21 protein-coding genes are annotated in these 21,914 nt (G+C 31.0%); 1 reads left to right on the top strand and 20 read right to left on the bottom strand.

The window, feature by feature from the left end; genetic code table 11:
- Positions 1 to 11: 11 nt before the first annotated feature.
- The 20 genes from KV700_RS16845 to KV700_RS16750 form a co-directional block, all read right to left on the bottom strand.
- On the bottom strand, positions 12 to 188 hold the full coding sequence (locus KV700_RS16845; protein ID WP_240914557.1) for a CAL67264 family membrane protein: 177 nt from the start codon (positions 186 to 188) through the stop codon (positions 12 to 14).
- Positions 189 to 313: 125 nt separating this feature from the next.
- The gene (gene lpxD / locus KV700_RS16840; protein ID WP_218598597.1) at positions 314 to 1,306 is read right to left on the bottom strand and encodes a UDP-3-O-(3-hydroxymyristoyl)glucosamine N-acyltransferase; all 993 of its coding nucleotides are present in this window, start codon (positions 1,304 to 1,306) and stop codon (positions 314 to 316) included.
- A gap of 80 nt (positions 1,307 to 1,386) precedes the next feature.
- Positions 1,387 to 1,965 (bottom strand): hypothetical protein, encoded by a 579-nt coding sequence (locus KV700_RS16835; protein WP_218598596.1) that lies wholly within the window; start codon positions 1,963 to 1,965, stop codon positions 1,387 to 1,389.
- A gap of 96 nt (positions 1,966 to 2,061) precedes the next feature.
- Entirely contained in the window at positions 2,062 to 4,089 is a 2,028-nt protein-coding gene (locus KV700_RS16830; RefSeq protein WP_368384776.1) for an FAD-dependent oxidoreductase, read from the bottom strand.
- 117 nt (positions 4,090 to 4,206) lie between these two features.
- A complete protein-coding gene (locus KV700_RS16825; RefSeq protein WP_166383044.1) occupies positions 4,207 to 4,923 on the bottom strand; it encodes a pirin family protein in 717 nt (238 codons plus the stop codon).
- Between the two features lie 2 nt (positions 4,924 to 4,925).
- Positions 4,926 to 5,363, bottom strand: coding sequence for a MarR family winged helix-turn-helix transcriptional regulator (locus KV700_RS16820; RefSeq protein ID WP_166383245.1), 438 nt, complete (start codon positions 5,361 to 5,363; stop codon positions 4,926 to 4,928).
- A gap of 381 nt (positions 5,364 to 5,744) precedes the next feature.
- A complete protein-coding gene (locus KV700_RS16815) occupies positions 5,745 to 5,993 on the bottom strand; it encodes a glutaredoxin domain-containing protein (RefSeq protein WP_166383042.1) in 249 nt (82 codons plus the stop codon).
- A gap of 4 nt (positions 5,994 to 5,997) precedes the next feature.
- Positions 5,998 to 6,531 carry an NADPH-dependent FMN reductase gene (locus tag KV700_RS16810; RefSeq protein WP_166383040.1) on the bottom strand — a complete coding sequence of 178 codons (534 nt, stop codon included), beginning with the start codon at positions 6,529 to 6,531 and terminating at the stop codon, positions 5,998 to 6,000.
- 90 nt (positions 6,532 to 6,621) lie between these two features.
- Positions 6,622 to 7,017 (bottom strand): OsmC family protein, encoded by a 396-nt coding sequence (locus KV700_RS16805; RefSeq protein ID WP_218598594.1) that lies wholly within the window; start codon positions 7,015 to 7,017, stop codon positions 6,622 to 6,624.
- A complete protein-coding gene (locus KV700_RS16800; protein ID WP_218598593.1) occupies positions 7,004 to 7,369 on the bottom strand; it encodes a DoxX family protein in 366 nt (121 codons plus the stop codon). Before KV700_RS16800 ends, KV700_RS16805 begins: the two co-directional genes overlap by 14 nt.
- 125 nt (positions 7,370 to 7,494) lie before the next feature.
- Positions 7,495 to 8,493 carry a lipoate--protein ligase gene (locus tag KV700_RS16795; RefSeq protein WP_218598592.1) on the bottom strand — a complete coding sequence of 333 codons (999 nt, stop codon included), beginning with the start codon at positions 8,491 to 8,493 and terminating at the stop codon, positions 7,495 to 7,497.
- A gap of 463 nt (positions 8,494 to 8,956) precedes the next feature.
- A complete protein-coding gene (locus tag KV700_RS16790; RefSeq protein WP_218598591.1) occupies positions 8,957 to 10,696 on the bottom strand; it encodes a hypothetical protein in 1,740 nt (579 codons plus the stop codon).
- 115 nt (positions 10,697 to 10,811) lie between these two features.
- Positions 10,812 to 11,324: a hypothetical protein gene (locus KV700_RS16785; protein ID WP_166383030.1), complete on the bottom strand. Its 513-nt coding sequence runs from the start codon at positions 11,322 to 11,324 to the stop codon at positions 10,812 to 10,814.
- A gap of 155 nt (positions 11,325 to 11,479) precedes the next feature.
- Positions 11,480 to 12,715: a DUF6638 family protein gene (locus KV700_RS16780; protein WP_218598590.1), complete on the bottom strand. Its 1,236-nt coding sequence runs from the start codon at positions 12,713 to 12,715 to the stop codon at positions 11,480 to 11,482.
- 111 nt (positions 12,716 to 12,826) lie between these two features.
- Entirely contained in the window at positions 12,827 to 13,411 is a 585-nt protein-coding gene (locus KV700_RS16775) for an NUDIX domain-containing protein (protein WP_166383026.1), read from the bottom strand.
- Complete coding sequence (locus tag KV700_RS16770; RefSeq protein ID WP_218598589.1) at positions 13,401 to 15,362, bottom strand: AAA family ATPase; 1,962 nt, start codon at positions 15,360 to 15,362, stop codon at positions 13,401 to 13,403. The genes KV700_RS16775 and KV700_RS16770 overlap by 11 nt, the downstream gene beginning before the upstream one ends.
- Before the next feature lie 854 nt (positions 15,363 to 16,216).
- On the bottom strand, positions 16,217 to 17,245 hold the full coding sequence (locus KV700_RS16765; RefSeq protein ID WP_218598588.1) for a hypothetical protein: 1,029 nt from the start codon (positions 17,243 to 17,245) through the stop codon (positions 16,217 to 16,219).
- Between the two features lie 2 nt (positions 17,246 to 17,247).
- The gene (locus KV700_RS16760) at positions 17,248 to 17,580 is read right to left on the bottom strand and encodes a type II toxin-antitoxin system PemK/MazF family toxin (RefSeq protein WP_218598587.1); all 333 of its coding nucleotides are present in this window, start codon (positions 17,578 to 17,580) and stop codon (positions 17,248 to 17,250) included.
- Positions 17,581 to 17,826 carry a ribbon-helix-helix domain-containing protein gene (locus KV700_RS16755; protein ID WP_166383018.1) on the bottom strand — a complete coding sequence of 82 codons (246 nt, stop codon included), beginning with the start codon at positions 17,824 to 17,826 and terminating at the stop codon, positions 17,581 to 17,583. It abuts the gene before it with no gap.
- A 297-nt stretch (positions 17,827 to 18,123) separates the two neighbouring features.
- The gene (locus KV700_RS16750) at positions 18,124 to 19,464 is read right to left on the bottom strand and encodes a microtubule-binding protein (protein ID WP_218598586.1); all 1,341 of its coding nucleotides are present in this window, start codon (positions 19,462 to 19,464) and stop codon (positions 18,124 to 18,126) included.
- Between the two features lie 431 nt (positions 19,465 to 19,895).
- On the opposite strand from KV700_RS16750, the gene uvrB reads away from it, so the two are divergent.
- Entirely contained in the window at positions 19,896 to 21,884 is a 1,989-nt protein-coding gene (gene uvrB / locus KV700_RS16745) for an excinuclease ABC subunit UvrB (protein ID WP_218598585.1), read from the top strand.
- Positions 21,885 to 21,914: the final 30 nt, after the last annotated feature.

The following is a 21,914-nucleotide window of genomic DNA, read 5'->3' as shown; positions in this document are numbered from 1 at the left end:
TGTATATTATTTTATACTCTACCTTTTAATGCATTAAAAACCCATGCAATACAAAAGAAACCAAAACCAACTGCCGCAAATCCCCATCCAGCAACTTCATTATATCTAAAAGCCCCTAAAGCTATTAAGCCTAAGCCAACAAGTATCATAATAAGCGTAGCAAAGCCTAATACTGTATTTTTATTCATTCCCATAATTCGTAATTCGTTAGTTTGATTGGCAAATATCGGTAATTATTTGGTATTGCCCAATTATAGCCTTTAGTAAAAAGCCTTTAAAAATAGTAAGTAATAAAGTAACTCGGAATAAAGATTTAGTTTCTTCCAAGTTTACGCACTGCTACCCATTGTTTCATTTTTTCTCTAGAATCACATGCAGGATAACCAACAACCGATTTACCAGCAGGAACATCTGCAATAACACCAGAGCCAGCACCTACTTTGGCACCAGAATGTATAGTAACATGATCTTTAATAGAAGCACTTCCGCCAATAATTACGCCATCTCCTAAAGTTACAGAACCTGCTAAACCACTATGTCCTGCCATAATACAACATCTTCCTAAAACAGAATTATGACCTATTTGCACCAAATTATCAATCTTGCAACCATCACCTAAAATAGTAGAACTAAATTTACCACGATCTACACATGAATTTGCGCCAATTTCTACTGCGTTTCCAATTACAACATTTCCAATATGAATAATTTTTACTAAACCTCTACCATCCGGACTTGGTCTATAACCAAAACCATCTGCTCCAATACTTACATTTATATGAAAAATACAATGACTTCCTATCTTAGTACGTTCTCTAATAACCGTTCCAGACCAAATTACAGTCTCGTTGCCAATTGTGGTGTCATCAAAAATAGAAACATTAGGATAAATTGTTACATTATCTCCTAAAACTACATTTTTACCGATATAAGAATTTGCACCGACTTTACATCCTTTTCCTAATTTAACTGTTTTATCTATTACTGCCGTCGGATGAATATCCGTTTCAAAATAAGGAGACTCTGGCTCAAAAGCTTCTAATAAAACTGCCATTGCCAAATCTGGATTCTTCACTTTTATAAATGCTTTTCCTTCTTCTGGAGTAATTTTTATTCCATCATAAACAATAGCAATACTAGCGTTAGAGGTTTCCCACAATTTTGCATATTTAGAATTCCCTATAAAAGTAACATTCCCTTTTATGGCATTTTCTATTTGTTCTGGAGCATTAATTTTGTCTTTACAAATACCAATTTGTTCTCCTTTTACAAGCGATGTTATTTCTTCTACAGAAAATGATTTCATAGATTATTTTTAATTTTTTCTAAATGTACTATAATATTTATTAACACAAAAAAATCCTATAAACATAGGATTTAATTCAGTTATTGTCTTCTCATTCCGCTACCTCTACTAGGTCTAGAATTTTGATTATTGTTTTCTGCTTTTTTAGGCTGTAACCTTTCTATGATGCTCTTTTGATATTTTAACCACTTCTTATCTTGTTTTTCTGATAAAACACCTCTTAGAATTTCATTGAGTTCTTTTTCATGTTCATGAACATTCTCTTTAATTGGTCTAGTGACTTCTCTTATCTTTTCTCTTATGTTTTTATTACTTTCACTATCTCTTTCATTAGACATTGCGTTCATTAAAAGATCTAAATCCGTAAATTTTTCAGCATTTAAGAATAAAATTTCTTTTACTTTAAAATTATAATTTCTTAATGCTTTGGTTGCTGAATATTTTTTGTCATCATCTTTAATCTTAACTTTCTTTATCACCTCATCAACATCATAATAAAAAATACCCGCAATTTCTTTTGCACTCAGTTTTTTAACCTCTTTTGTTTGATTCAATTCTGGGTTTTGTCCTTGTTGTCTTCCTCCACCACCACCTCTAGAGCGTTGTGCTACAATATTAAAAGTAAAAAAAAGGATTACAATAAAAAGTATTTTCTTCATTATCTAGTTTATGTTTCTTATTTAGGTGCAAGCTACTAAAAAAACTTCTACTTCTATTTTTTGAAAATATAATAATTTATTAAAATATTTTATACTTTAAAGGTTTGCCGCTAATCGTGCACCCTGATTAATTGCTCTTTTTGCATCTAATTCACTTGCAAAATCTGCACCACCAATTACATGCACCCTTTTACCCGCATCTAATAAAGGTTGATACAATTCTTTAAAAGGAACTTGACCTGCACAAATAACAATGTTGTCTACTTTTAAAATTTCTGCTTTTTCATTCTGAATATAATGCAACCCTTCATCATCAATTTTTGTGTAAGAAACTTCACCAATAAATTGGACTTTCTTTTTCTTTAAAGTCGATCTATGAATCCAACCGGTAGTTTTACCAAGGTTGCCACCAAACTTACCTTTACTTCTTTTAAACATAAAAACTTCTCTAGGAGACGCTTCAAATTCAGGTTTCACTTCTTCAATTCCAGCTCTTGCTTCTAAAGATTTATCTATTCCCCATTCTTTTAACCAAGCATCAATATTTAAGGATGTCGATTCTCCTTCATGCGTTAAATATTCTGAAACATCAAAACCAATTCCGCCTGCACCAATTACTGCAACACGTTTTCCTACTGGTTTTTTCAATTTTAAAACATCAATATAACTTAATACTTTTGGGTGATTAATGCCTTCTATTTTTAACGCTCTAGGTTTAATTCCTGTTGCAACAATAATTTCTTCAAAATCTGAATCTTTTAAATCTTCTACAGATACCCTAGTATGTAATTTTACAGTTACATCATGGAGTTCTATTTGTTTGTTATAATAACGCAAGGTTTCATAAAATTCTTCTTTACCCGGAATTTGTTTTGCTATATTAAACTGACCACCAATTTCTTTGTCAGCATCAAATAAAGTAACCTTATGACCTCTTTGTGCCGCAATTGTAGCTGCAGATAAACCCGCAGGACCTGCGCCAATAACTGCTATTTTCTTTTTAAATACGGTTTCATAATAATTCAATTCTGTTTCATGGCAAGCTCTAGGATTTACCAAACAACTTGCCACTTTTTGTTGAAACACATGATCTAAACAAGCCTGATTACAACCAATACATGTATTTATTTCATCTGCTTTTTCTTCAGCTGCTTTATTTACCCATTCTGGATCTGCTAAAAAAGGACGCGCCATAGAAATCATATCTGCATCTCCTTCTGCCAATATTTTTTCTGCCGTTTCGGGCATATTTATTCTGTTAGAGGTGATTAAAGGAATCGATAATTCTTCTTTCATTTTTTTAGTAACCCAAGTAAAAGCTGCTCTAGGAACTGATGTAGAAATCGTTGGTATTCTGGCTTCGTGCCAACCAATTCCAGTATTTATAATGGTTGCTCCTGCTTTTTCTATCTCTTTTCCTAATTGTACTACTTCTTCCCAAGAAGAGCCGTTTTCTACCAAATCTAGCATCGATAATCTATAGATTATAATAAACTCTTTACCAACAGCATCTCTTGTTTGTTTTACCAATTCAATTGGTAAACGCATTCTGTTTTTATAACTTCCTCCATAATTATCGGTTCTTTTATTGGTTCTTTTTACAATAAATTGATTGATTAAATAACCTTCAGATCCCATAATTTCAATACCATCGTAACCTGCTTCTTTAGATAATCTTGCTGAATTTACAAAATCTCTAATAGTTCTATTAATTCCAGATTGTATTAACTTAAAGGGTTTAAAAGGTGTTATTGGCGATTTTATTTTGGAAGGTGCAACATTAAACGGATGATAACCATAACGACCTGCATGTAAAATCTGCATACAAATTTTCCCACCTTCTTTATGTACTGCAGCTGTTATTTTCTGATGTTCTTTCGCATGCTTTTTTGTAGACATTCTAGCTGAAAAAGGAGCTGTCCAACCTTGTATATTAGGTGCAATACCTCCAGTAACAATTAATCCAACTCCTCCTCTTGCTCGCTCTGCATAATAAGCCGCAATTTTTTCTAAACCGTTTTTTTCTTCCTCTAAACCTGTATGCATAGAACCCATTAAAATTCTATTTTTTAACGTTGTAAAACCTAAATCTAAAGGTTCAAAAATGTGCTTATATTTCATAATCTTGGAATTAAATTTACTATGCATGCATAATACTTTGCAAGATATGTTTATTTTTTGAAAAGAAAAAACCTCAAAGAAATGATTCTTTGAGGTCTTATTTATTTAAATAGATGTTACTTACATTGGAACTTCAATCAATAGTAATTCAGAATTAGCGAGACTGTTAATTATAAAACTATCTGTTTCATAAATTCCTATTGCATCTCGACTACCTAGTTTTGTTGAATCAATTTCAAAATCACCAGAAATATTCATTACATATACTCCACGATTCTTACTTTTTAACTGATACTTAAAATCTTGATTTTTATCTAAATCAATTCTAAAAATTTGTGCATCTTGATGAATTTTCAAACTATTTTCATCGTCAGAATTAAAAGAATTCACCAATAATTGTAATTTATTTTTTCTATCTTTTATATCAAATTCCTTTTGATCATATCTTGGAGTAACTTCATTTTTTTCTGGCATTATCCAGATTTGAAATAAAGCTAAATGTTCATTTGCAGAACCATTTATTTCTGAATGATAGACTCCTTTTCCGGCAGACATTACTTGTACTTCACCAGGCAAAACGGGAATCCAATCATTTGCCATGTTATCTTTATGTTTTAAAACACCTTTTAATGGAATAGTAATAATTTCCATGTTCTTATGAGGATGTGTACCAAACCCCATGCTTGGTGCAATTAAATCGTCATTTAAAACTCTTAACGCTCCAAACTGTATTCTCTTAGGATCATAAAAATTAGCAAAACTAAACGAATGATTTGCTTCTAACCATCCATGATTTGCATTTCCTCTTGTGGCTGCAGTATGAATTATTTTTTTCATAATTATCTAATTTTATCCAATAAATCACTTAAAAGAGTTGCTTCCTCTTCCGTTAATTTTTCTAAAAAAGAAAGATTTTTATTATCATCTATGTTAGATAATAATTCTAAACCTTTTTCATTAATTTTCACATATACAACTCGTCTATCCTGCTCACAACGTTCTCTTTCTATTAAGTTTTTTTCGCAAAGTTTGTCCATTAAACGCGTTGCATTTGGCGCTCTCTCAATCATTCTATCCTTTACAATCTGTACCTTAATTCTATCTTTTGCTCCACGTAAAATTCTTAGAATATTGTATTGCTGTGGCGAAATTCCAAAAGGTTTAAAAAACTCATTCTCTTTGCTACTTAACCAATGTGCAGTGTATTTAATATTGATTAAAGCCTTTAACTTATTACTTGCAAATTTCGATTTTATGTCTTTAGAAATGTCTCCCATGTCTCAGTATTCAGTATTCAGTATTCAGTATTCAGTATTCAGTATTCAGTATTCAGTATTCAGTATTCAGTATTCAGTATTCAGTATTCAGTATTCAGTATTCAGTATTCAGTATTCAGTATTCAGTATTCGAAAATTAAAAAATGTCCTTTAAATAACAACATTTATTCTTCTTTTTTTGTCATTTATCTTATGTCTGAAGCCTTCTTTTTCTTGTTTCTTGATTCTTGTTTCTTGTTTCTTGTTTATTGTTTATTGTTTATTGTTTCTAAAACTTTTAAAAAACCACCACATAGTAACATAGAAAACATAGCTTTAGTCTTATGTCTTATGTCTTTTTTAGTCCGCAGTCTTATCTCTTATCTCTTAAAACTAAAAAACCTACGCTCTTAAACTTAAATCTTGCATTATTTTATTAAACTCTTCTGTAGTTGGAGTTAAATACACTTTATCATCTACAAACAACGTTGGATACTTTGCTACGCCATCATACAATTCTTTGCTATGCTCTCTTGCTTCTACATCTTTAGAAATATCTTTATAGATATAAGGAACATCGGTTGAATTCAAAAAATTTTTAAATGCTACTGTATAGGCATGTCCTGCTCTTCCGTATAAAACTATTTTCATTTTATTATTGATTTACTGCGTTTTCAAATGTTGTTACCTTCTCCTTTAAGCTTGATAAAAATGCTATATCTACAATTGTACCTTCTTTAAAATTATCATGAAAATTAGGTAAAGAGAAAGAAATTAATTCTTTAGCTCCTTGTCTAGAAAATCTTGCAATAGCTGTTTCTAAAACTGAAAGTCCGCCTCTTGCTCCTGGTGATGTTGCCATTAACAATAAAGGTTTGTCTCTAAAAACATTTCCTTCTATTACCGAACTCCAATCGAAAATATTTTTAAAAGCAGCTGCATAAGATCCGTTGTGCTCTGCTAAAGAAAGGATAAAACCATCGTAATTATCTAATAAAGAAGTAAACTTTTTAGCATCCTCTGGAATTGCTTTTCTATGCTCATCTTCACTATAAATTGGTAATATAAAATCTCTTAAATCAATTATATCAAATGAAGTATTTTCTAAATTTTCTGTTGCAAATGTTGCCAATTGTTTATTGATAGATGTAGAACTTGTGCTACCTGCAAATGCTAATATTTTTTTCATATTCTAAATTTTATTAGTTTTCTATACTATTACATCGAAAAAGCGTAATCACTCAAACTGACTTTCTGTAACTGAAAACAGTAAACTATATTACAAAATACTGCTAACTATTCTGGTTTCTCCTTTTACCATTTTTGCAACGGGGCATTTCCCTGCAAAGACCATCAGTTTTTTTCTTTGTTCTGCTGTTATTTCTTTTTCGAAAGCTATTTCTTCTGTTAAATACGTTCCGTTTTCGTCTTGATGCTGGGTAACATTTACTGTAATTTCTCCAATATCCCAACCTCTTAACTCTGCATAGGTTCTTAACGTCATAGAAACACAACCGCCAATTGCCGTTAATAAATATTCTACTGGAGTTGCTCCACTATCATCTCCTCCAGCTGCAACAGATTGATCCATTGTTAAAAAGTGATTTCTTGTTTTTGCTTCTGCTAAATAGTTTTTGTTTCTTAAAACTACTTCTGCTGTTTTAAGCTCTTCCATTTGTTATTTTTTTGTGAGTAACATAAGAAGTAATTAAAAAGATCATTGCTGCAATAGATGCTCCTTGTTCTCCGTCTCCAATCATTACATGAGCAAAAAAAGCAAAAATAAATGCGAAGAAAAAACCTGCATACGCCCACTCTTTTATTGTTTTATTTGATAAAAACCATAATGCGACCAAACCTAATAATTTTGCTATTGCATACGGATAAATGATGTATGTAGGGTAACCAAAATTAGTAAACATACCTACTACTGCTTCATGATTGAAAATATACATGCCTGCAGAAAAAAGCATGATTACAGTTAATAATGCCGTAGAAATATAGTATATAATTTTAGTAGTCTTCATCTCGAATGGTTTTTAAATTCTCGACAAAGATATAATATAAAAAACTATTTACCAAGGAAAATAAATCCAAGGAAGTATTTTTAACTAAAACAATACAACATACTGTTCAGATAATTTAAAAAAAATTAATCATTGCCGTAGACAAGAGCTGTAAAGTCTGAGTTTTCTAATTTTCCAAAATAATCTGCAATTGTAATATGGCGTAACTTATTAGTGATTTCATTTTTATTATAAGGAACACCAATTAATAACTTTTCAAGATTAGCAATGGGTTGTCTGCCAAAGAAATCTCCAAAAATTTTAAAGTCAGAAATATGTCCTTTTTCAACAAAAATACGCACATCTATTTCTCCGATTGGAAAACGCTTATTACGTTGGATATTAAACTTAGGTGAGTTTCCAAAATTCCAATCCCACAAATCATATTTTGTTGCTTTTAATTCTTTTACAGCTTTCCACTCTGCTTCGGTTAATTTATGAATTTCAAAATCTTCTTTAGCTTCATACAAACCTGTTAGTAATTGCTTTTTAAAATGATCCATGGTGATAGGTTCTTTTAAAAATTCACTAATATTTGCTACACGACTTCTAACCGATTTATGTCCTTTAGATTGAATTTTACTCATTTTTACTTGAAGTGCTTTCCCTACTTCGCTCATATCTGTATCAAACAATAAAGTTCCATGACTAATCATTCTTTTTCCTGTAGAAAATTGAGCTGTTCCAGAAATTTTCTTTTCATCAACTAGAATATCATTTCTACCTTTTAACTCGGCATGTACGCCCAATTCATTTAAAACACGAATTACAGGTTCTGTAAACTTTTTAAAATTACTAATACTTTTTCCGTCATGATTGGTAATAAAACTGAAGTTTAAATTTCCTAAATCGTGATAAACGGCTCCTCCGCCAGAAATACGTCGAACTACTTTTATATCATTTTTATCGATATATTCTTGGTTAATTTCTTCTATCGTATTTTGATTACGACCAATAATTATAGATGGCGCATTAATATAAAATAATAAATAATCTGTAGAAGCATCAAAATTTCTTAACGCATATTCTTCTAATGCTAAGTTTAATTTAGGATCTGTACCCCCCTCATTATCAATAAAAATCATAGGTTTTATTTAGTATACCAATTTAAGTATTTAAAGTCGCTTTAAAATACATTTTTAGTTTTTAACTATTATAATTATAAAAATGACTTGTCTGTCTGAGCAATTCGACTTTGTTCAATACAAGCTTATTCGAAGACTTTTTTTGGTTATTGAATGTCCTTCGACAAGCTCAGGAAGACATTTAGATTCTCAATTGATTTAGCGACGTAATAGAATAAAATTAGTATTAATTACAGCTAACAAATATAACGATTTTCTAAAGTTTTTCTAAGTATATAAACCTAAAATAACAAATGCACAAGGGAATTTCAGAACCAAAAAAAAGTCAACTTAAAAAAACAAAATTGACTGTTTTATATAAGTTGGCAAACAAGCTTAGCCCCGATTGAATGGTCTGTTTGAGCTCTTTTTTGTTTTTTTAACAAAAAAAGCGAGTAATGAAAGCGGGAAATAGCTACAAAAACTACTGATTCTCTTTAATAGAATCTATTTTTCTTTGAAGCTTTTCTATTTCTGTACGTTTTTTATCTTGTGCAGACATTAGCTTAATTGAATCTAATATTTGCTGATTTTTATCTTGATTAGAAATTAATTTTATAGAATCTAAAACTTGTTTGTTCTGCTCTAAAATTGTTTTTTGCTTTTCGAAGTACAAATTAGATCCTTCACTCGTTTTCCAAGCTTCATTTAATTGGTTGTAAACTTCCTCGTTCCACGTACTTGGTTTTTTAGCATTTATCCAAACAACATCTCTATATTCACTGTCAATTAAGGCTAAATCTGGCGTTGCAGAACCATCAAATTGTTCTGGATTGTCTGAACTTATTGTAGAAACTGTTCCTAGAAAAAACATCCGTTTTCTACCTGCAATATTCTTAATATAAGGTCTAAATTCTACGGGTGTATTTGAGTTCCAATCGTACTCTTTTTTAGATTCTTTTACTTTTAAAGGCATTGCAGAAACGCCTGCATATCCTTGTTTTTTTGATGCATGATCGTAATAATAAAACCTATCTGTACCGTCTGCGGGGATAAATACACTGTAACTTAAACTGGTTCTTTCATTACCTACTGGCTCTAAACCAAACCAGTGATATAAGCCGCTAAAAGCAGCTGTTTTGCTGTCTGAAAAATCGAAATCGGTTACGTAAGGTTGTGCATTTTGATCTTTTGGTACGGTAGGAATTTTTACGGCACTTTCCATGTTCCAAGGTAATGGATCTGAAAAACCTGCTAAAAATTTTAAACTTTCTGCTTGCAAACGAGATACGCGCTCTGACAATGTGTTTTGCTTGGTTAAATAGGCATAATTTTTCATTTCATCTGGCGAAATATAGGTTCCTTTACCAATGGTAATTCTTTCTAAATAATCTGTAAAATTATGTTCTCCGTTATCTATAACCACAACACCGCCAAAACTTGGGTATGGAAAAAAGAAGCCTTTCCACTTTATTAAACTCACCACTTCTACCCAAGCGCCTTTATCATTTTTCATGTAATACGTGTCACTTGGCTCATAATTAAAAAGCATCCAAGGGTTTAAACGTTGCACAACAGCATTGTAGGTATTTCTACTGAATTTTAAAGATTCTCCGATTGAAAATGTAACTGAAATTCTATTTTCTGATGAAAAACGCGGAAAAGGTGTGGTACTTGACACAGAAAAAATCTCTTCTGTATTGTCTTTTAGTCCTTGCCAATAATATTTTTCTGTTGGCTGAATTGCCATGGTCCATTGATTGTTTCCATCTACTCTTACCAAATGTGGTAGTGATACATCTTTGGTTTCTCCTACCGACTCATTTGCCATAGAAAAAATGTTTCTTAATGGCTGAATTCTTTCATTTTGAGTTAATGGCAACTCATGAATTTCTATCTTATTTAAATCATTAAAAACATTATAAGTCTTCATATAATCGTAGAAATTTAAATTAAAACCTACATAATATAAGATTCCGAAAAATGCTGATAATAAAAATAAAATTCCGATTCTTTTACCAACACCTACCGATCTTCTGAAACCACGTAAACCTAGAAACAGTAATGAAAAGCATAATAAAATTATGAAAATAAATTTTCTAACAAATATTAATGCTGGCTGATAATCGTCTCTAAAAAAGAATAATAAAGCCAACAATATTATAAAAAACATAATGACTCTCTTCTTTTGCTTTGCTCCTTTACTCCAATAATTCTTAATCATAATTTTATCTTGTCATTGCGAGGCTCTTGATAAAAAGTCGTGGCAATCTATTTATTTATTTATTATTTCTATTTAAAGATTACTTCGTTGTAAAACTACTCGTAATGACGAATCTTTACAATAATCCTTTATCTTTTAATCGTTCTCTTGCGCTTTTCTCCTCAACTTTTGGTACTTCTTTTGTTACCTCAACTTCTTTAGCTTCTTTTGTTTGAAAATCTTCTATAAAATCTTTTCCTTTTTCTATAACTTCTTCTAGTTTATCTTCAAAAGCTTCGGTTTGTTCTTCTATAATTTCTGATGATTTAAAAACAACTCCTGCAATATAAGTTCCTAACAAAGTTCCGAAAATCATGGATGCAAACAATGAAATTGTTGCATAATTTATAGGAATTAAAAATTGTACAATTAAAATACCTATTAGAAATAAAACAGCGATATAAACAAACCTTAAAACAAAGTTTTGTTGAAATACAAACCCTTTTGTGTCTGTATCTTTCATTTGTAATTCTTCTGAATTCATTACTTTATTGAAGAATAGATACATTTTATTACCTCTTGATTCTCTCCAATAAATAACAATTCCGAATAAAATTGCTGCAATAAATATGATGATTTCTATGGTCATTTTTTTATAGATTTTCCTGCAAGTTTTTTTTTAACCTTGTAGGTTTATTGACTAACTAATACTTTTTATACCTACAAGATTTTTGAAACCTTGCTGGGTTTAGTATTTAATTTATTTATCCTTTATAAAAATACACAAATTTAAAACTATAAAGCCTAAAACCCACTCTTAACTGTTTCTATTACCCAATCTTGTGTTGAATTTTCTAAAGTTTTAAAAACTTTGTAAAACTGCTCTTTATCATACCAATACAGAAACAACATATCTTTCGGAGCAATATTAACCAATAAATACCAAATTAAATCTTGATGATTCGGTTTTAATGATGAATGTGGTTTGTGCAATGCAGTGTAAACTACCTCATCAATAATATCTTTTGGGTTTGCATTTTTAGAAATCTTCTTTTTTTCTAAGAATCGCTCTAATCCCATTATTTTTTTTCTTGATGAAATATCAATTTTGTTTAAATAGCTTTTAAATAAAATTTCTTCTTCTAAAATATCTTTTACAGGATGCGCTGTTTCTTTTAAATATGAAGAAAAAATAAATTTCTGAATTCTTTTATATCTTTTCTTAGTAATTTCTTCTTCTAAATCTAATTCTAAAACATTATAACTGATTAATTTATCAATCATTTCTTTATGAGAAATATGATACATTAAAACATCATACGTTGTGTCTTTTATAGCTTCTTTATACGTAGCTTCATTTTCGAAAATAAGCACCGGAGTTACTAAATCTCTTAATAAAAAAACACCTTCAAAAGCTTTTGTATAAAAGGAATCTGTTGTAAAAGTTATTTCTTCTATGTTTAGATTTCGTTCTCTTAAATCTCCATATTTTTTTGCTGATGTTATCAGTTTTTCATGAACTTTTTCATCAATAAAGTTGTTATCAGTATAAAATAAAGCTACCAACTTTAATTGTTCTTCCTTGGCTTTGTGTAAATTATCAATTAAATGAAATTTTATGGTAATGTCTTTATACCTTAAAACATCTAAAGGTTCATAAAAAACATCTATTTTTTGATCAAATTCTACACAAACTGCCGAATCTCTTGTAATATCATTGATGGTTTTTTCGTGTTTTTTAAACACCATTTTCATCAATTCTCTGTCAAAAGAATTAAACGGATTATACACTGGTAATCCTTTTTGCTTTGGTGTAATAATTATGGCATACGTATTTGCTTCACCATTATTTAAGTAAAAAGAGACTCCTTTTTCTTCTGCTATTTCCGGACTCCAACCTACTCCGTCTATGGTAAATGAAGTTAACTTAGTAGCTGTAAAACCTAGTTTAATTAAACATTTATTATAGCGTTCTACCAATTTTCCGCTAACGGAAATAGACTCGCTTCTGTATAATTTGGCTTTTATTAGTTTTTGCATAGTATTATTACACTGAGTTTCACTGAGAACTCACAGAGATACACAGAGTTTTTTCAACATTATTCTCCGTGAAACTCTTTAAAAACTCTGTGTATCTTTGTGTTATTATTTTTAATTTATCAATTTATGAATAATAGCATATTGCAACAACACAATGGTTCTTGTATCTACTATTTCACCTTCATTTAACATTCTTACAGCTTCGGTAAACAGAATTTCTAAAACTTCAATATCTTCTGTTTCACTTTCTAAACCTCCACCTTCACTCACCTTCATATCGTCTGTATATTCAGCAACAAAAAAGTGCATTTTTTCGGTTAAAACTCCCGGTGATGAATAGCCTTCATATACTTTTTTGACGGATTTTAAACGGATTCCAACCTCTTCTTCTGTTTCTCTTATGACACATTGTTCTGGATTATCTAAATCTAATAATCCAGCAGGAATTTCAATTAAAAATCCGTCTTTATTATCATGTAAAAGAGTCGGCAATCTGAATTGCTTGATTAAAACTACCGTTTTTTTAGTGGTATTGTACAATAAGATTCCTGCTCCATGACCACGCTCATAAACTTCTCGCATCTGGTTTACCCAACTTCCATCAGACATTTGATACTTAAACTTGAATTTATTTAACGTGTAATAATTATCTGACAATAATGTCTTTTCTATATCTTTTATTCGATTACTTTCCATGATCAAATGTTTTTCTTGCTTCTAAATCGATATTCATTTGGTTGACTCTCGCATCTACTTTTCTCTTAAAATCTGTATCTGCAATCGTGGCTACATTGTCTAAATAACGTACGACTTCTTGTCTTCTTATTTCAGAAAAATTTAATCCTTTCATGTTGCTTTTCATCAATTCTTGCAACATATTAAACTTGGTTTCATATTTCTGTTTGAAGTAAGTTTCCGGATTTTCAAACCAATCTTGTTCTAAATCGAAATCTGTTAATCGCAATGAAATTGCAGATTGAATATTTCTAATATCTCTTGATGAAAAGAAAGGAAATATATGTTGAATTTCTTTATATAGACTCGAAAAAAACTGATGATCTGTCGTTTTATGAAGTTTTTCTGCTTTATCGTACGCTTCTAAAACTCTTGCTTCAGATGGTTTTTCTACAGAACCCAAAACATCTCCCATATTTTTTGACAATCCTTGGTCTTTTAAAAACTGATAATTAGCTGGGTTTTGCATATTCACAAAATCTGGCATTGTTTTTTCTAACTTTTTCCACCAAATATAATCTTGATCTAGAAAATCGTGTTCTGTTCTTGCTCCATCAATTTTGAATCTACCTTGTACTCGAGAAATAACTGCCTTGTCTAACATTTCTGGTAAATTGGTAAATAATCCGATAGACGAATTTCCATAATTTACAGCATAAGCACCTTCTGTGTATCGTAAGAAAACTCCGATTACTTCTTTTACTCCGGCAGAAACTCCTTGTGTAGTTCTTTCTTGTAAATTATTTTCTGCATCGTCAATAGGTGCAAAAATTAATTTTGTTGGGTCTTGCATTGGCTTCATCCATTCTACCATTTTTTCTGCAGATCCTCCTTGAAAAGTAGAAATCAACGTGTCTGGCATTGGATGAAATAAAAACGGAATCTCTAAATTATCTGCATGTTCTTTTAGTCGTGTTGCTATCGCCGCAATTAACATGGATTTTCCCGTTCCTGGGATTCCATACCCCATAAAAACTGGCATAAAACCGCCTAATTCCTGAAACGGATTTTTCTTTGCATCAAAATCGTAACTCAACATTCTTTCTGTTAATCTACGTGCAAAATGTTTGGCATCTTTATTCCCTACAATTTGCTCGAACTGAATTTTATTAAAGGCTATACTTTTAGCGGTTCCCGAAAAAACATTGTCCCAACCTGAAACAGCAAAATCAGATTTTTCTAATTTATACGTTCTATCTACAATGGTTTCTGTGTATTCTAAACTGCTTTTTCTAAGTTGAATTTCATCAATTAAAGCCTCGTAAAAAACCACCGTAAAATCTATCACATCTTTGTCGGATTTTACAATCTCTGGATGTCCTAAATATTTATCGAAATAAAACAAAGAACATGCTATTCCTTTTAAAGGTGATAAAAGCGAAACTTCTGGAATTCCCGCAAACTTTTGCTTCATCACAGATAAATCATCTGAAGCATGTGGTTTTAAATCGTGTAAAATTTTATAGGAAGTCGCAAATAATTGAAAAGCTGTTGCTGTTTGCATCTTACTTTCAAACTCTCTTTTTCCTTGAGAATCTAAAGCAGATTTTCGTTCGTGTAAAGATGATAAACCAGACGAATCATAATAATTATCTTTAATCCAAATTCCTAAAGTGAGTCCTTCTTGCACTGCATACAAAGTCTGATTCAAATACACAGGAATTGCAATTGAATCTGGTAATAAGCGCTTTTTTAAAGCTAAAATAGTTTTAGAAACTGAAGTAACCTCTACATTGCTTCCAGAATTAGCTCTCGACAAATACAATAAAATTGATTCGTCTTTTGCGTCTTTGTCTTTATTTTTTGCTCTAGCACTTTGTTCCCATTGAATACTTTTTAAATAACCAGAAGCTTCATCTCTGAGCATATCTAATTCGTTTTGTTTTATTGGGAAAGTTGAGTTTTTTTGCATCTTTTATTTAATTTTCATTTAACTGAACAAACTTTATATTTTTTAGACGTTTTTTAAAAAAAGTTTGGAAGACTTTTTCAACGTTTAGTTTAGCATTTTTTTCGCAATAATTTGGCTAAAGCCAATATAATATTCAATAACTAAACACAGGTTAAAACCTGTGACAATTCAAAATTTTAATAAATACAATCTTATGATAGTTTTTAATAGCTTGTCAATTTATCAACAGGTTTAAAAATTTAAACAATACAAGGGCTTTAGCCAAAATTATATTTTTTTTTCAGGTATTTAACTCCAAAATAAACATTCCATACACACAGGTTAAACCTGGGACAATTCAAAATTTTAATAAATAATATTACGATGGATTTTAATAGCCTGTGGATTTATCCACAGGTTTAAAAATTTAAACAACATAAGGGCTTTAGCCTAAATTATATTTCTTTTTCAGGTATTTAACTCCAAAATAAACATTCCATACACAGGTTAAAACCTGTGACAATTAAAAATTTTAATAAATACAATCTTATGATGGTTTTTAATAGCCTGTCAATTTAACAACAGGTTTAAAAATTTAAACAATACAAGGGCTTTAGCCAAAATTATATTTTTTTTTCAGGTATTTAACTCCAAAATAAACATTCCATACACAGGTTAAACCTGGGACAATTCAAAATTTTAATAAATACAATCTTATGATAGTTTTTAATAGTCTGTAGATTTATCCACAGGTTTAAAAAATTAAACAACATAAGGGCTTTAGCCGAAATTATATTTCTAACTTATATTTTTTTTAACCTTTAAAAGAGTTCTCAACAACCCTATTTTCATACAAACTGTAGACTGCAAACTGCCTACTTTAATCCACTCAACTCTATCGGTGGTTTCGCCAATTTATCTAATGTTCTTGGTGTCTGATTATACAATAATTGAATAATTCTATGAGGCGCTAAAACGTATTTTTGTTGAATTACCTCACTCCATTTTTGCATGGTTTGCTTCGAGAAAAAACTTCCTTCTGTAAACGTATCTCCAGAAAAAACCTCATCTATTTTTAAGGATAAAGCATACGATTCTAAAGGAATTTCTTTTTTAGCAATTCCGCCTAAAATAGTATGTGTTATTTCGTTTTCGTCTTTTGCAAAAACATTATGAAAAGGTCCTAAATCGATTCTTTTTAGATGCTTGGGTTGAATGTCTGGTAATTTTCGATCAATATTATACGCCATTGTGTCTAAAGACATTTCTCTATCGGCACTTTCTTTTAAGACTTCGTAAATTTTTTCTTTGTCAATTTTTCCATCGTAATCAAAATATAAATAACAAATAAAAGGTCGGTTATGACTTACATCATAGAAACTCCAACTTGTCATATATTGATAATTATCTCCTTCTTTTGCCGTTGTAATTTTACCTTGTACAAAACGGTTGAAAATGTATTTTTTTTCTACGGATGTATAATAAACAATAGAAGAAGCTTTAAATAAATCTAATCTTTTAATTGGTTGTTTTTTTACTAAAAGTGTATTTAAAAATTCTGCTTTTAGAATCTCTGTATCCTTTAAATTATTTACATAATCGTTTTTTAACTCTAAATCGTTGTACAAAAACCGGAATTCTAAATAATTAGGGAAACCAGAATCTGTTAAATCGACTTTCATATTATCCTCTTCGTCGTACATATATTTAATACGCATGGCTTCGATAGAATATAAAAGTAAATCTGAATATTGCTTAAAAAGTAACAACTCTTGGTATGTACATAATTGCTCTTGTTGTACACTTACAATGAGTTCTTTTAAGACAAAATCTACCATTTTATGGTAAAAAACATATTGTTCTTTTGAGTCTAAAAGTGCAGAATCTAAAGGTGTTGTAATCATTTTTAAAATTTAAGAATATCGTTTAAAGTTTTTTTAATTACTTCAATATCTTTTAATGGAATTTTACCTATTTTTTTATCCAATCTGGTTTTTGAAACCGAACGAACGTGAAACGTTAATACTTCAGAAATTTTAGTCAACCCGTTTATTTCATTTGGGTTGATAATTAAATTTCCTTTATAATTTTTCACACTTGTGGTTAACGGACAAACAATTACAACTTGTAAATGTTTGTTTAACATATTACCACTTATAATAACTGCGGGTCTTCTGCCACTTTGCTCACTTCCTTTTACAGGGTTTAAATACAGTTCCCAAATTTCTCCTTGCTTCATTTAGTTCGCATCTGCATCGTTAAGTTCTGTAAAATACTCTTGCATCCCTTCTTCTGCAACCTTTAAAATATCTTTATCTGTAGCTGCTTGTTGATACGATTTTATATAACTCGCTTTTTCTACTTGCTCTAAATACAGTTCTAAAGCATTTTCTATGAGCCTATTTTTAGGAAGTTGTAACTCTTTTGCCAAAACAGATAATTTTTCTAAAAGACTATCTGGTAAAGAAGATGTAAATGTTGCCATTTTATATTTATTTTTTACAAATATAATTTATATTTATGAATTATATTTATAAGTATTAATAAAAACCAAGCTTAACCATTTTATTTTCAACACGATAGACAATTAAAAACCTATTTAATATTCAAATAATTAGCAAGTACGCCTGCGTTAAGGATTGAAATGGCATCCTTTTTTCTTTTTCAGAAAAAAGATATAATGGAAAGCCTGACCCCAATTTTTCATTGGGGTAACGCCCAAATTATTATTAGTCTATATATATTAACAGATTGCTTCAATCGTACCTCTTTCGCAATGACGTTAACTTAACAAATCATCATTAGAAGTAGCTGCTTTTGGTTTTGCTGCCGGAGCATCATCACCTTTTGGTGCAGTTGCATCTGCTTTGTAATAGTCTTCGAAAATCTCTTTCATGTCTATTCCGTAACGGTCTGCAAAGTTCTTTTGAATGTCGATATCTTTCTCTCTAATTTCGTGCAAAGCCTCTGCGTACGAGCTGTAAACACCTGTCATAACTTTTTCGTGTACCGGAATATTGTCCATCATTTCTTGACGGGCTCTGGCACTTGCAGAATGCATAGATGCTAACGTTTCTCCTATATGTTCATCGGTTTTAACACCTAAATGTTCTAAAATTGCTGCAAATTCTTGATCTGTTCTTGCCTTTAACGCCACCACATAACCATCGTAATACTTTAATCTTTCTTCGGTATCCGACTTTAATTTTGCTCTGTGGGTTTGTAGATTAGAACGTAAAGAAGTCAATACTTTAATAGTTAAATTATGCTTGTGCACAAAGCTATCTTTACTTGCCGCTAAGGTTGTGTAGGCATTTTTAAGCCCTTCTAGCTCCTCTACTTTTTGCTCAATTGCGGTCATTTTGCCAATCGCCTCTGAATAAGCGGTAGATTGTTTATCTGCAATTTCTTCTAATTCTTGACGAGATTGCTTTAACAATGCATATTGCTCTTCTAATTGATCTTCTACTTCTTTCTTTTTTGCTAACGCTCTGGTATGATTTTTAGATGCCTCAACAATGGCATCTTTTAACTTTTCTTCTACTTCTTTAATTTCTACTTCTCTATTTTTAAGTCGGGTTACGGCTGCTTGAGATTTGTAGGAAAGCTCGCTTAACAAAGTCTGAATATCGGCACTTTCTATACGTTGCTGAAACAATGCTTTTGCTTGATTATCTGCACCTGCACGTAATTTTTCTGCTGCTGCAAATTCTACTTCTTCTTTTTTAATCTTCGATTTTCTTCCCCATAAATTGTTCCACCAAGTATCTGCTTTATTTTGAGCATCTTCTAATTCTATTCTAGCTCTCTCTAATCCTTTTTGAGCATCGTCAATCACTTTTTGTTCTGATGGATTTAAAGCCGAAAATTTCTCGAACATGATACCAACTTCGTCTTGGTAATCTGTTAGGTCTTTAATAGCATCTAAAAGTGTACTTCTGTCTTTTTCTGCCATGTGCACAACATCATCTAAGGTTGCGTTCAGTATTTTTTGGCGAGATTCTGGATCGTCTTCTTGTGCCAATTTAGATTTCATGGTGTCAATTGCTTTTCCCCAGTTTACATCTACTGTTTCCGTTTTTTTGTTGGCACTCGTTTCTAGTAAATCAAAATCTTCTGACATAGTATTTTTGGTGTTTTTTTAAGTTGAACAATTTTTAGACAACCAATTTCGTTAAAAATTTTCAAATAAAAACAAAATCGCCTCTAAAATATAAGTAGCTAAAGTTCTTTATTTGTTACAATAAATTGAATATTTATTAAAAAATGATGCCTAATTATCACAGAAACCTAGCGTTTATTAAATTTTAGCATCTGAAATTAAATATTTTTTAATATTGAAAATCTTGTATTCTCTACCCTAACCTTGTAGAGAATTATTTAACGATTACCATAGATTTCGACTGCGCTCAACCAGACATGTTACTTATTTTTAAGTAAAATTCACATAATTAATTACCACTAGTACAAACCACACTTTAAAGAAGATTAAATCACCTTTTAAAACTTAAATAATACAGATCCTTTTTTATAAAGTATCCGTATTTTTACATCATGGAATTTAAATTGGTATCAGAATTTTCTCCTACGGGAGATCAACCACAAGCAATAAAAGAACTTACACAAAGTATTAATGATGGTGAAAAATATCAAACGCTTTTAGGTGTAACGGGTTCTGGTAAAACATTTACCGTTGCAAATGTGATAAAAAACGTAGATAAACCTACCTTAGTTTTAGCGCACAACAAAACATTGGCGGCTCAATTGTATTCTGAGTTTAAGCAATTTTTCCCTAATAATGCCGTAGAATATTTTGTTTCTTACTACGATTATTATCAACCAGAAGCCTATATTCCCGTTACCGGAACCTTTATTGAAAAAGATTTATCTATTAATGATGATATAGAACGTTTGCGTTTAAGCACTACTTCTTCCCTACTTTCTGGTAGACGAGATGTTATTGTAATTGCATCGGTTTCTTGCTTGTATGGTATTGGAAATCCGGTAGAATTTAAGAAAAACGTGATTCCTATTCATGTAGATCAGCAAATTGCACGAACAAAATTTTTACATCAATTGGTGCAAAGTTTGTATTCTAGAACCGAACACGAGATAAAAAGTGGAACCTTTAAAGTAAAAGGTGATGTAGTTACTATTTATCCTTCTTATGGTGATAATGGTTATAGAGTCCATTTTTTTGGTGATGAAATTGAAGAAATAGAATCATTCGATTTAGAGAATAATACCGTTTTAGAAAGCTTTAGTGAACTGACCATTTATCCTGCAAACTTGTTTGTAACGTCGCCAGATATTTTACAAAATGCCATTCATCTTATTCAGGAAGATATGATGAAACAGGTAGATTATTTTAAAGAAATCGGGAAACATTTAGAAGCAAAACGTTTAAAAGAACGAACTGAATTCGACTTAGAAATGATTCGCGAATTAGGCTATTGTTCTGGTATTGAGAATTATTCTCGTTATTTAGACGGACGAGAACCGGGTACAAGACCGTTCTGTTTGTTAGATTATTTTCCGGATGATTATTTAATGGTGATTGATGAAAGCCACGTTACCATTCCGCAAACGCACGCTATGTATGGTGGCGATAGAAGTAGAAAAGAAAACTTGGTTGAATATGGTTTTCGTTTGCCTGCGGCGATGGACAATCGTCCTTTAAAGTTTGAAGAGTTTGAGGGTGTACAAAACCAAGTAATTTATGTTTCTGCAACGCCTGCAGATTACGAACTAGAGAAAACTGAAGGTATTTTTGTAGAGCAAGTAATTAGACCTACCGGTTTATTAGATCCTGTAATTGAAATTAGACCAAGTCTGAATCAGATTGATGATTTAATTGAAGAAATACAACAAAGAGTAGAAAAAGACGAGCGTACTTTGGTAACCACCTTAACCAAAAGAATGGCAGAAGAATTGACTAAATATTTAACAAGAGTAGATATTCGTTGTCGTTATATTCATTCTGATGTTGATACTTTAGAGCGTGTAGAAATTATGCAAGATTTGCGTAAGGGTATTTTTGATGTTCTAATTGGCGTCAACCTTTTGCGTGAGGGTTTAGATTTACCAGAAGTTTCTTTGGTCGCTATTTTAGATGCTGATAAAGAAGGTTTTTTACGTTCGCACCGTTCTATTACACAAACTGTTGGTAGAGCTGCAAGAAATGTAAATGGTTTGGCTATTTTATATGCTGATAAAATGACCAACAGCATGCAAAAAACCATTGACGAAACCGAACGCCGACGAGAAAAGCAAATTGCCTACAACACCAAACATGGCATCACTCCGACTCAGATTAACAAAAAAATTGATGATACTTTGTCTAAATCCGCCGTTTCTAGTTATCATTATGATAATGCAAAACAGGTGGCAGCAGAACAAGATTTACAGTATTTACCAAAAGAGGAAATAGAAAAACGTATTAGAGAAAAACGCAAACACATGGAAGCTGCCGCTAAAGGTTTGGACTTTATTGTTGCTGCTAAACTACGTGATGAAATTGCTCTTTTGAGAGAGAAGTTGTAGTGGTTTGATTGTAAATAAGAAGCTTAGAAA

This window comes from Polaribacter sp. NJDZ03, assembly GCF_019263805.1.
Classification (GTDB): Bacteria; Bacteroidota; Bacteroidia; order Flavobacteriales; family Flavobacteriaceae; genus Polaribacter.
The sequence above is the reverse complement of the archived record's forward strand: the minus strand, read 5'-3'. Positions and strand labels throughout refer to the sequence as shown.

Bases quoted from the DNA above. Each gene is read 5' to 3' on its own strand.
- KV700_RS16795 (WP_218598592.1), bottom strand. From the start codon at position 8,493: ATGATTTTTATTGATAATGAGGGGGGTACAGATCCTAAATTAAACTTA.
- KV700_RS16755 (WP_166383018.1), bottom strand. From the start codon at position 17,826: ATGGCAACATTTACATCTTCTTTACCAGATAGTCTTTTAGAAAAATTA.
- KV700_RS16805 (WP_218598594.1), bottom strand. From the start codon at position 7,017: ATGGAAGAGCTTAAAACAGCAGAAGTAGTTTTAAGAAACAAAAACTAT.
- KV700_RS16790 (WP_218598591.1), bottom strand. From the start codon at position 10,696: ATGATTAAGAATTATTGGAGTAAAGGAGCAAAGCAAAAGAAGAGAGTC.
- KV700_RS16750 (WP_218598586.1), bottom strand. From the start codon at position 19,464: ATGTCAGAAGATTTTGATTTACTAGAAACGAGTGCCAACAAAAAAACG.
- KV700_RS16810 (WP_166383040.1), bottom strand. From the start codon at position 6,531: ATGAAAAAAATATTAGCATTTGCAGGTAGCACAAGTTCTACATCTATC.
- lpxD (WP_218598597.1), bottom strand. From the start codon at position 1,306: ATGAAATCATTTTCTGTAGAAGAAATAACATCGCTTGTAAAAGGAGAA.
- KV700_RS16780 (WP_218598590.1), bottom strand. From the start codon at position 12,715: ATGCAAAAACTAATAAAAGCCAAATTATACAGAAGCGAGTCTATTTCC.
- KV700_RS16835 (WP_218598596.1), bottom strand. From the start codon at position 1,965: ATGAAGAAAATACTTTTTATTGTAATCCTTTTTTTTACTTTTAATATT.
- KV700_RS16770 (WP_218598589.1), bottom strand. From the start codon at position 15,362: ATGCAAAAAAACTCAACTTTCCCAATAAAACAAAACGAATTAGATATG.
- KV700_RS16765 (WP_218598588.1), bottom strand. From the start codon at position 17,245: ATGATTACAACACCTTTAGATTCTGCACTTTTAGACTCAAAAGAACAA.
- uvrB (WP_218598585.1), top strand. From the start codon at position 19,896: ATGGAATTTAAATTGGTATCAGAATTTTCTCCTACGGGAGATCAACCA.
- KV700_RS16825 (WP_166383044.1), bottom strand. From the start codon at position 4,923: ATGAAAAAAATAATTCATACTGCAGCCACAAGAGGAAATGCAAATCAT.
- KV700_RS16800 (WP_218598593.1), bottom strand. From the start codon at position 7,369: ATGAAGACTACTAAAATTATATACTATATTTCTACGGCATTATTAACT.
- KV700_RS16815 (WP_166383042.1), bottom strand. From the start codon at position 5,993: ATGAAAATAGTTTTATACGGAAGAGCAGGACATGCCTATACAGTAGCA.
- KV700_RS16785 (WP_166383030.1), bottom strand. From the start codon at position 11,324: ATGACCATAGAAATCATCATATTTATTGCAGCAATTTTATTCGGAATT.
- KV700_RS16760 (WP_218598587.1), bottom strand. From the start codon at position 17,580: ATGAAGCAAGGAGAAATTTGGGAACTGTATTTAAACCCTGTAAAAGGA.
- KV700_RS16845 (WP_240914557.1), bottom strand. From the start codon at position 188: ATGAATAAAAATACAGTATTAGGCTTTGCTACGCTTATTATGATACTT.
- KV700_RS16820 (WP_166383245.1), bottom strand. From the start codon at position 5,363: ATGGGAGACATTTCTAAAGACATAAAATCGAAATTTGCAAGTAATAAG.
- KV700_RS16775 (WP_166383026.1), bottom strand. From the start codon at position 13,411: ATGGAAAGTAATCGAATAAAAGATATAGAAAAGACATTATTGTCAGAT.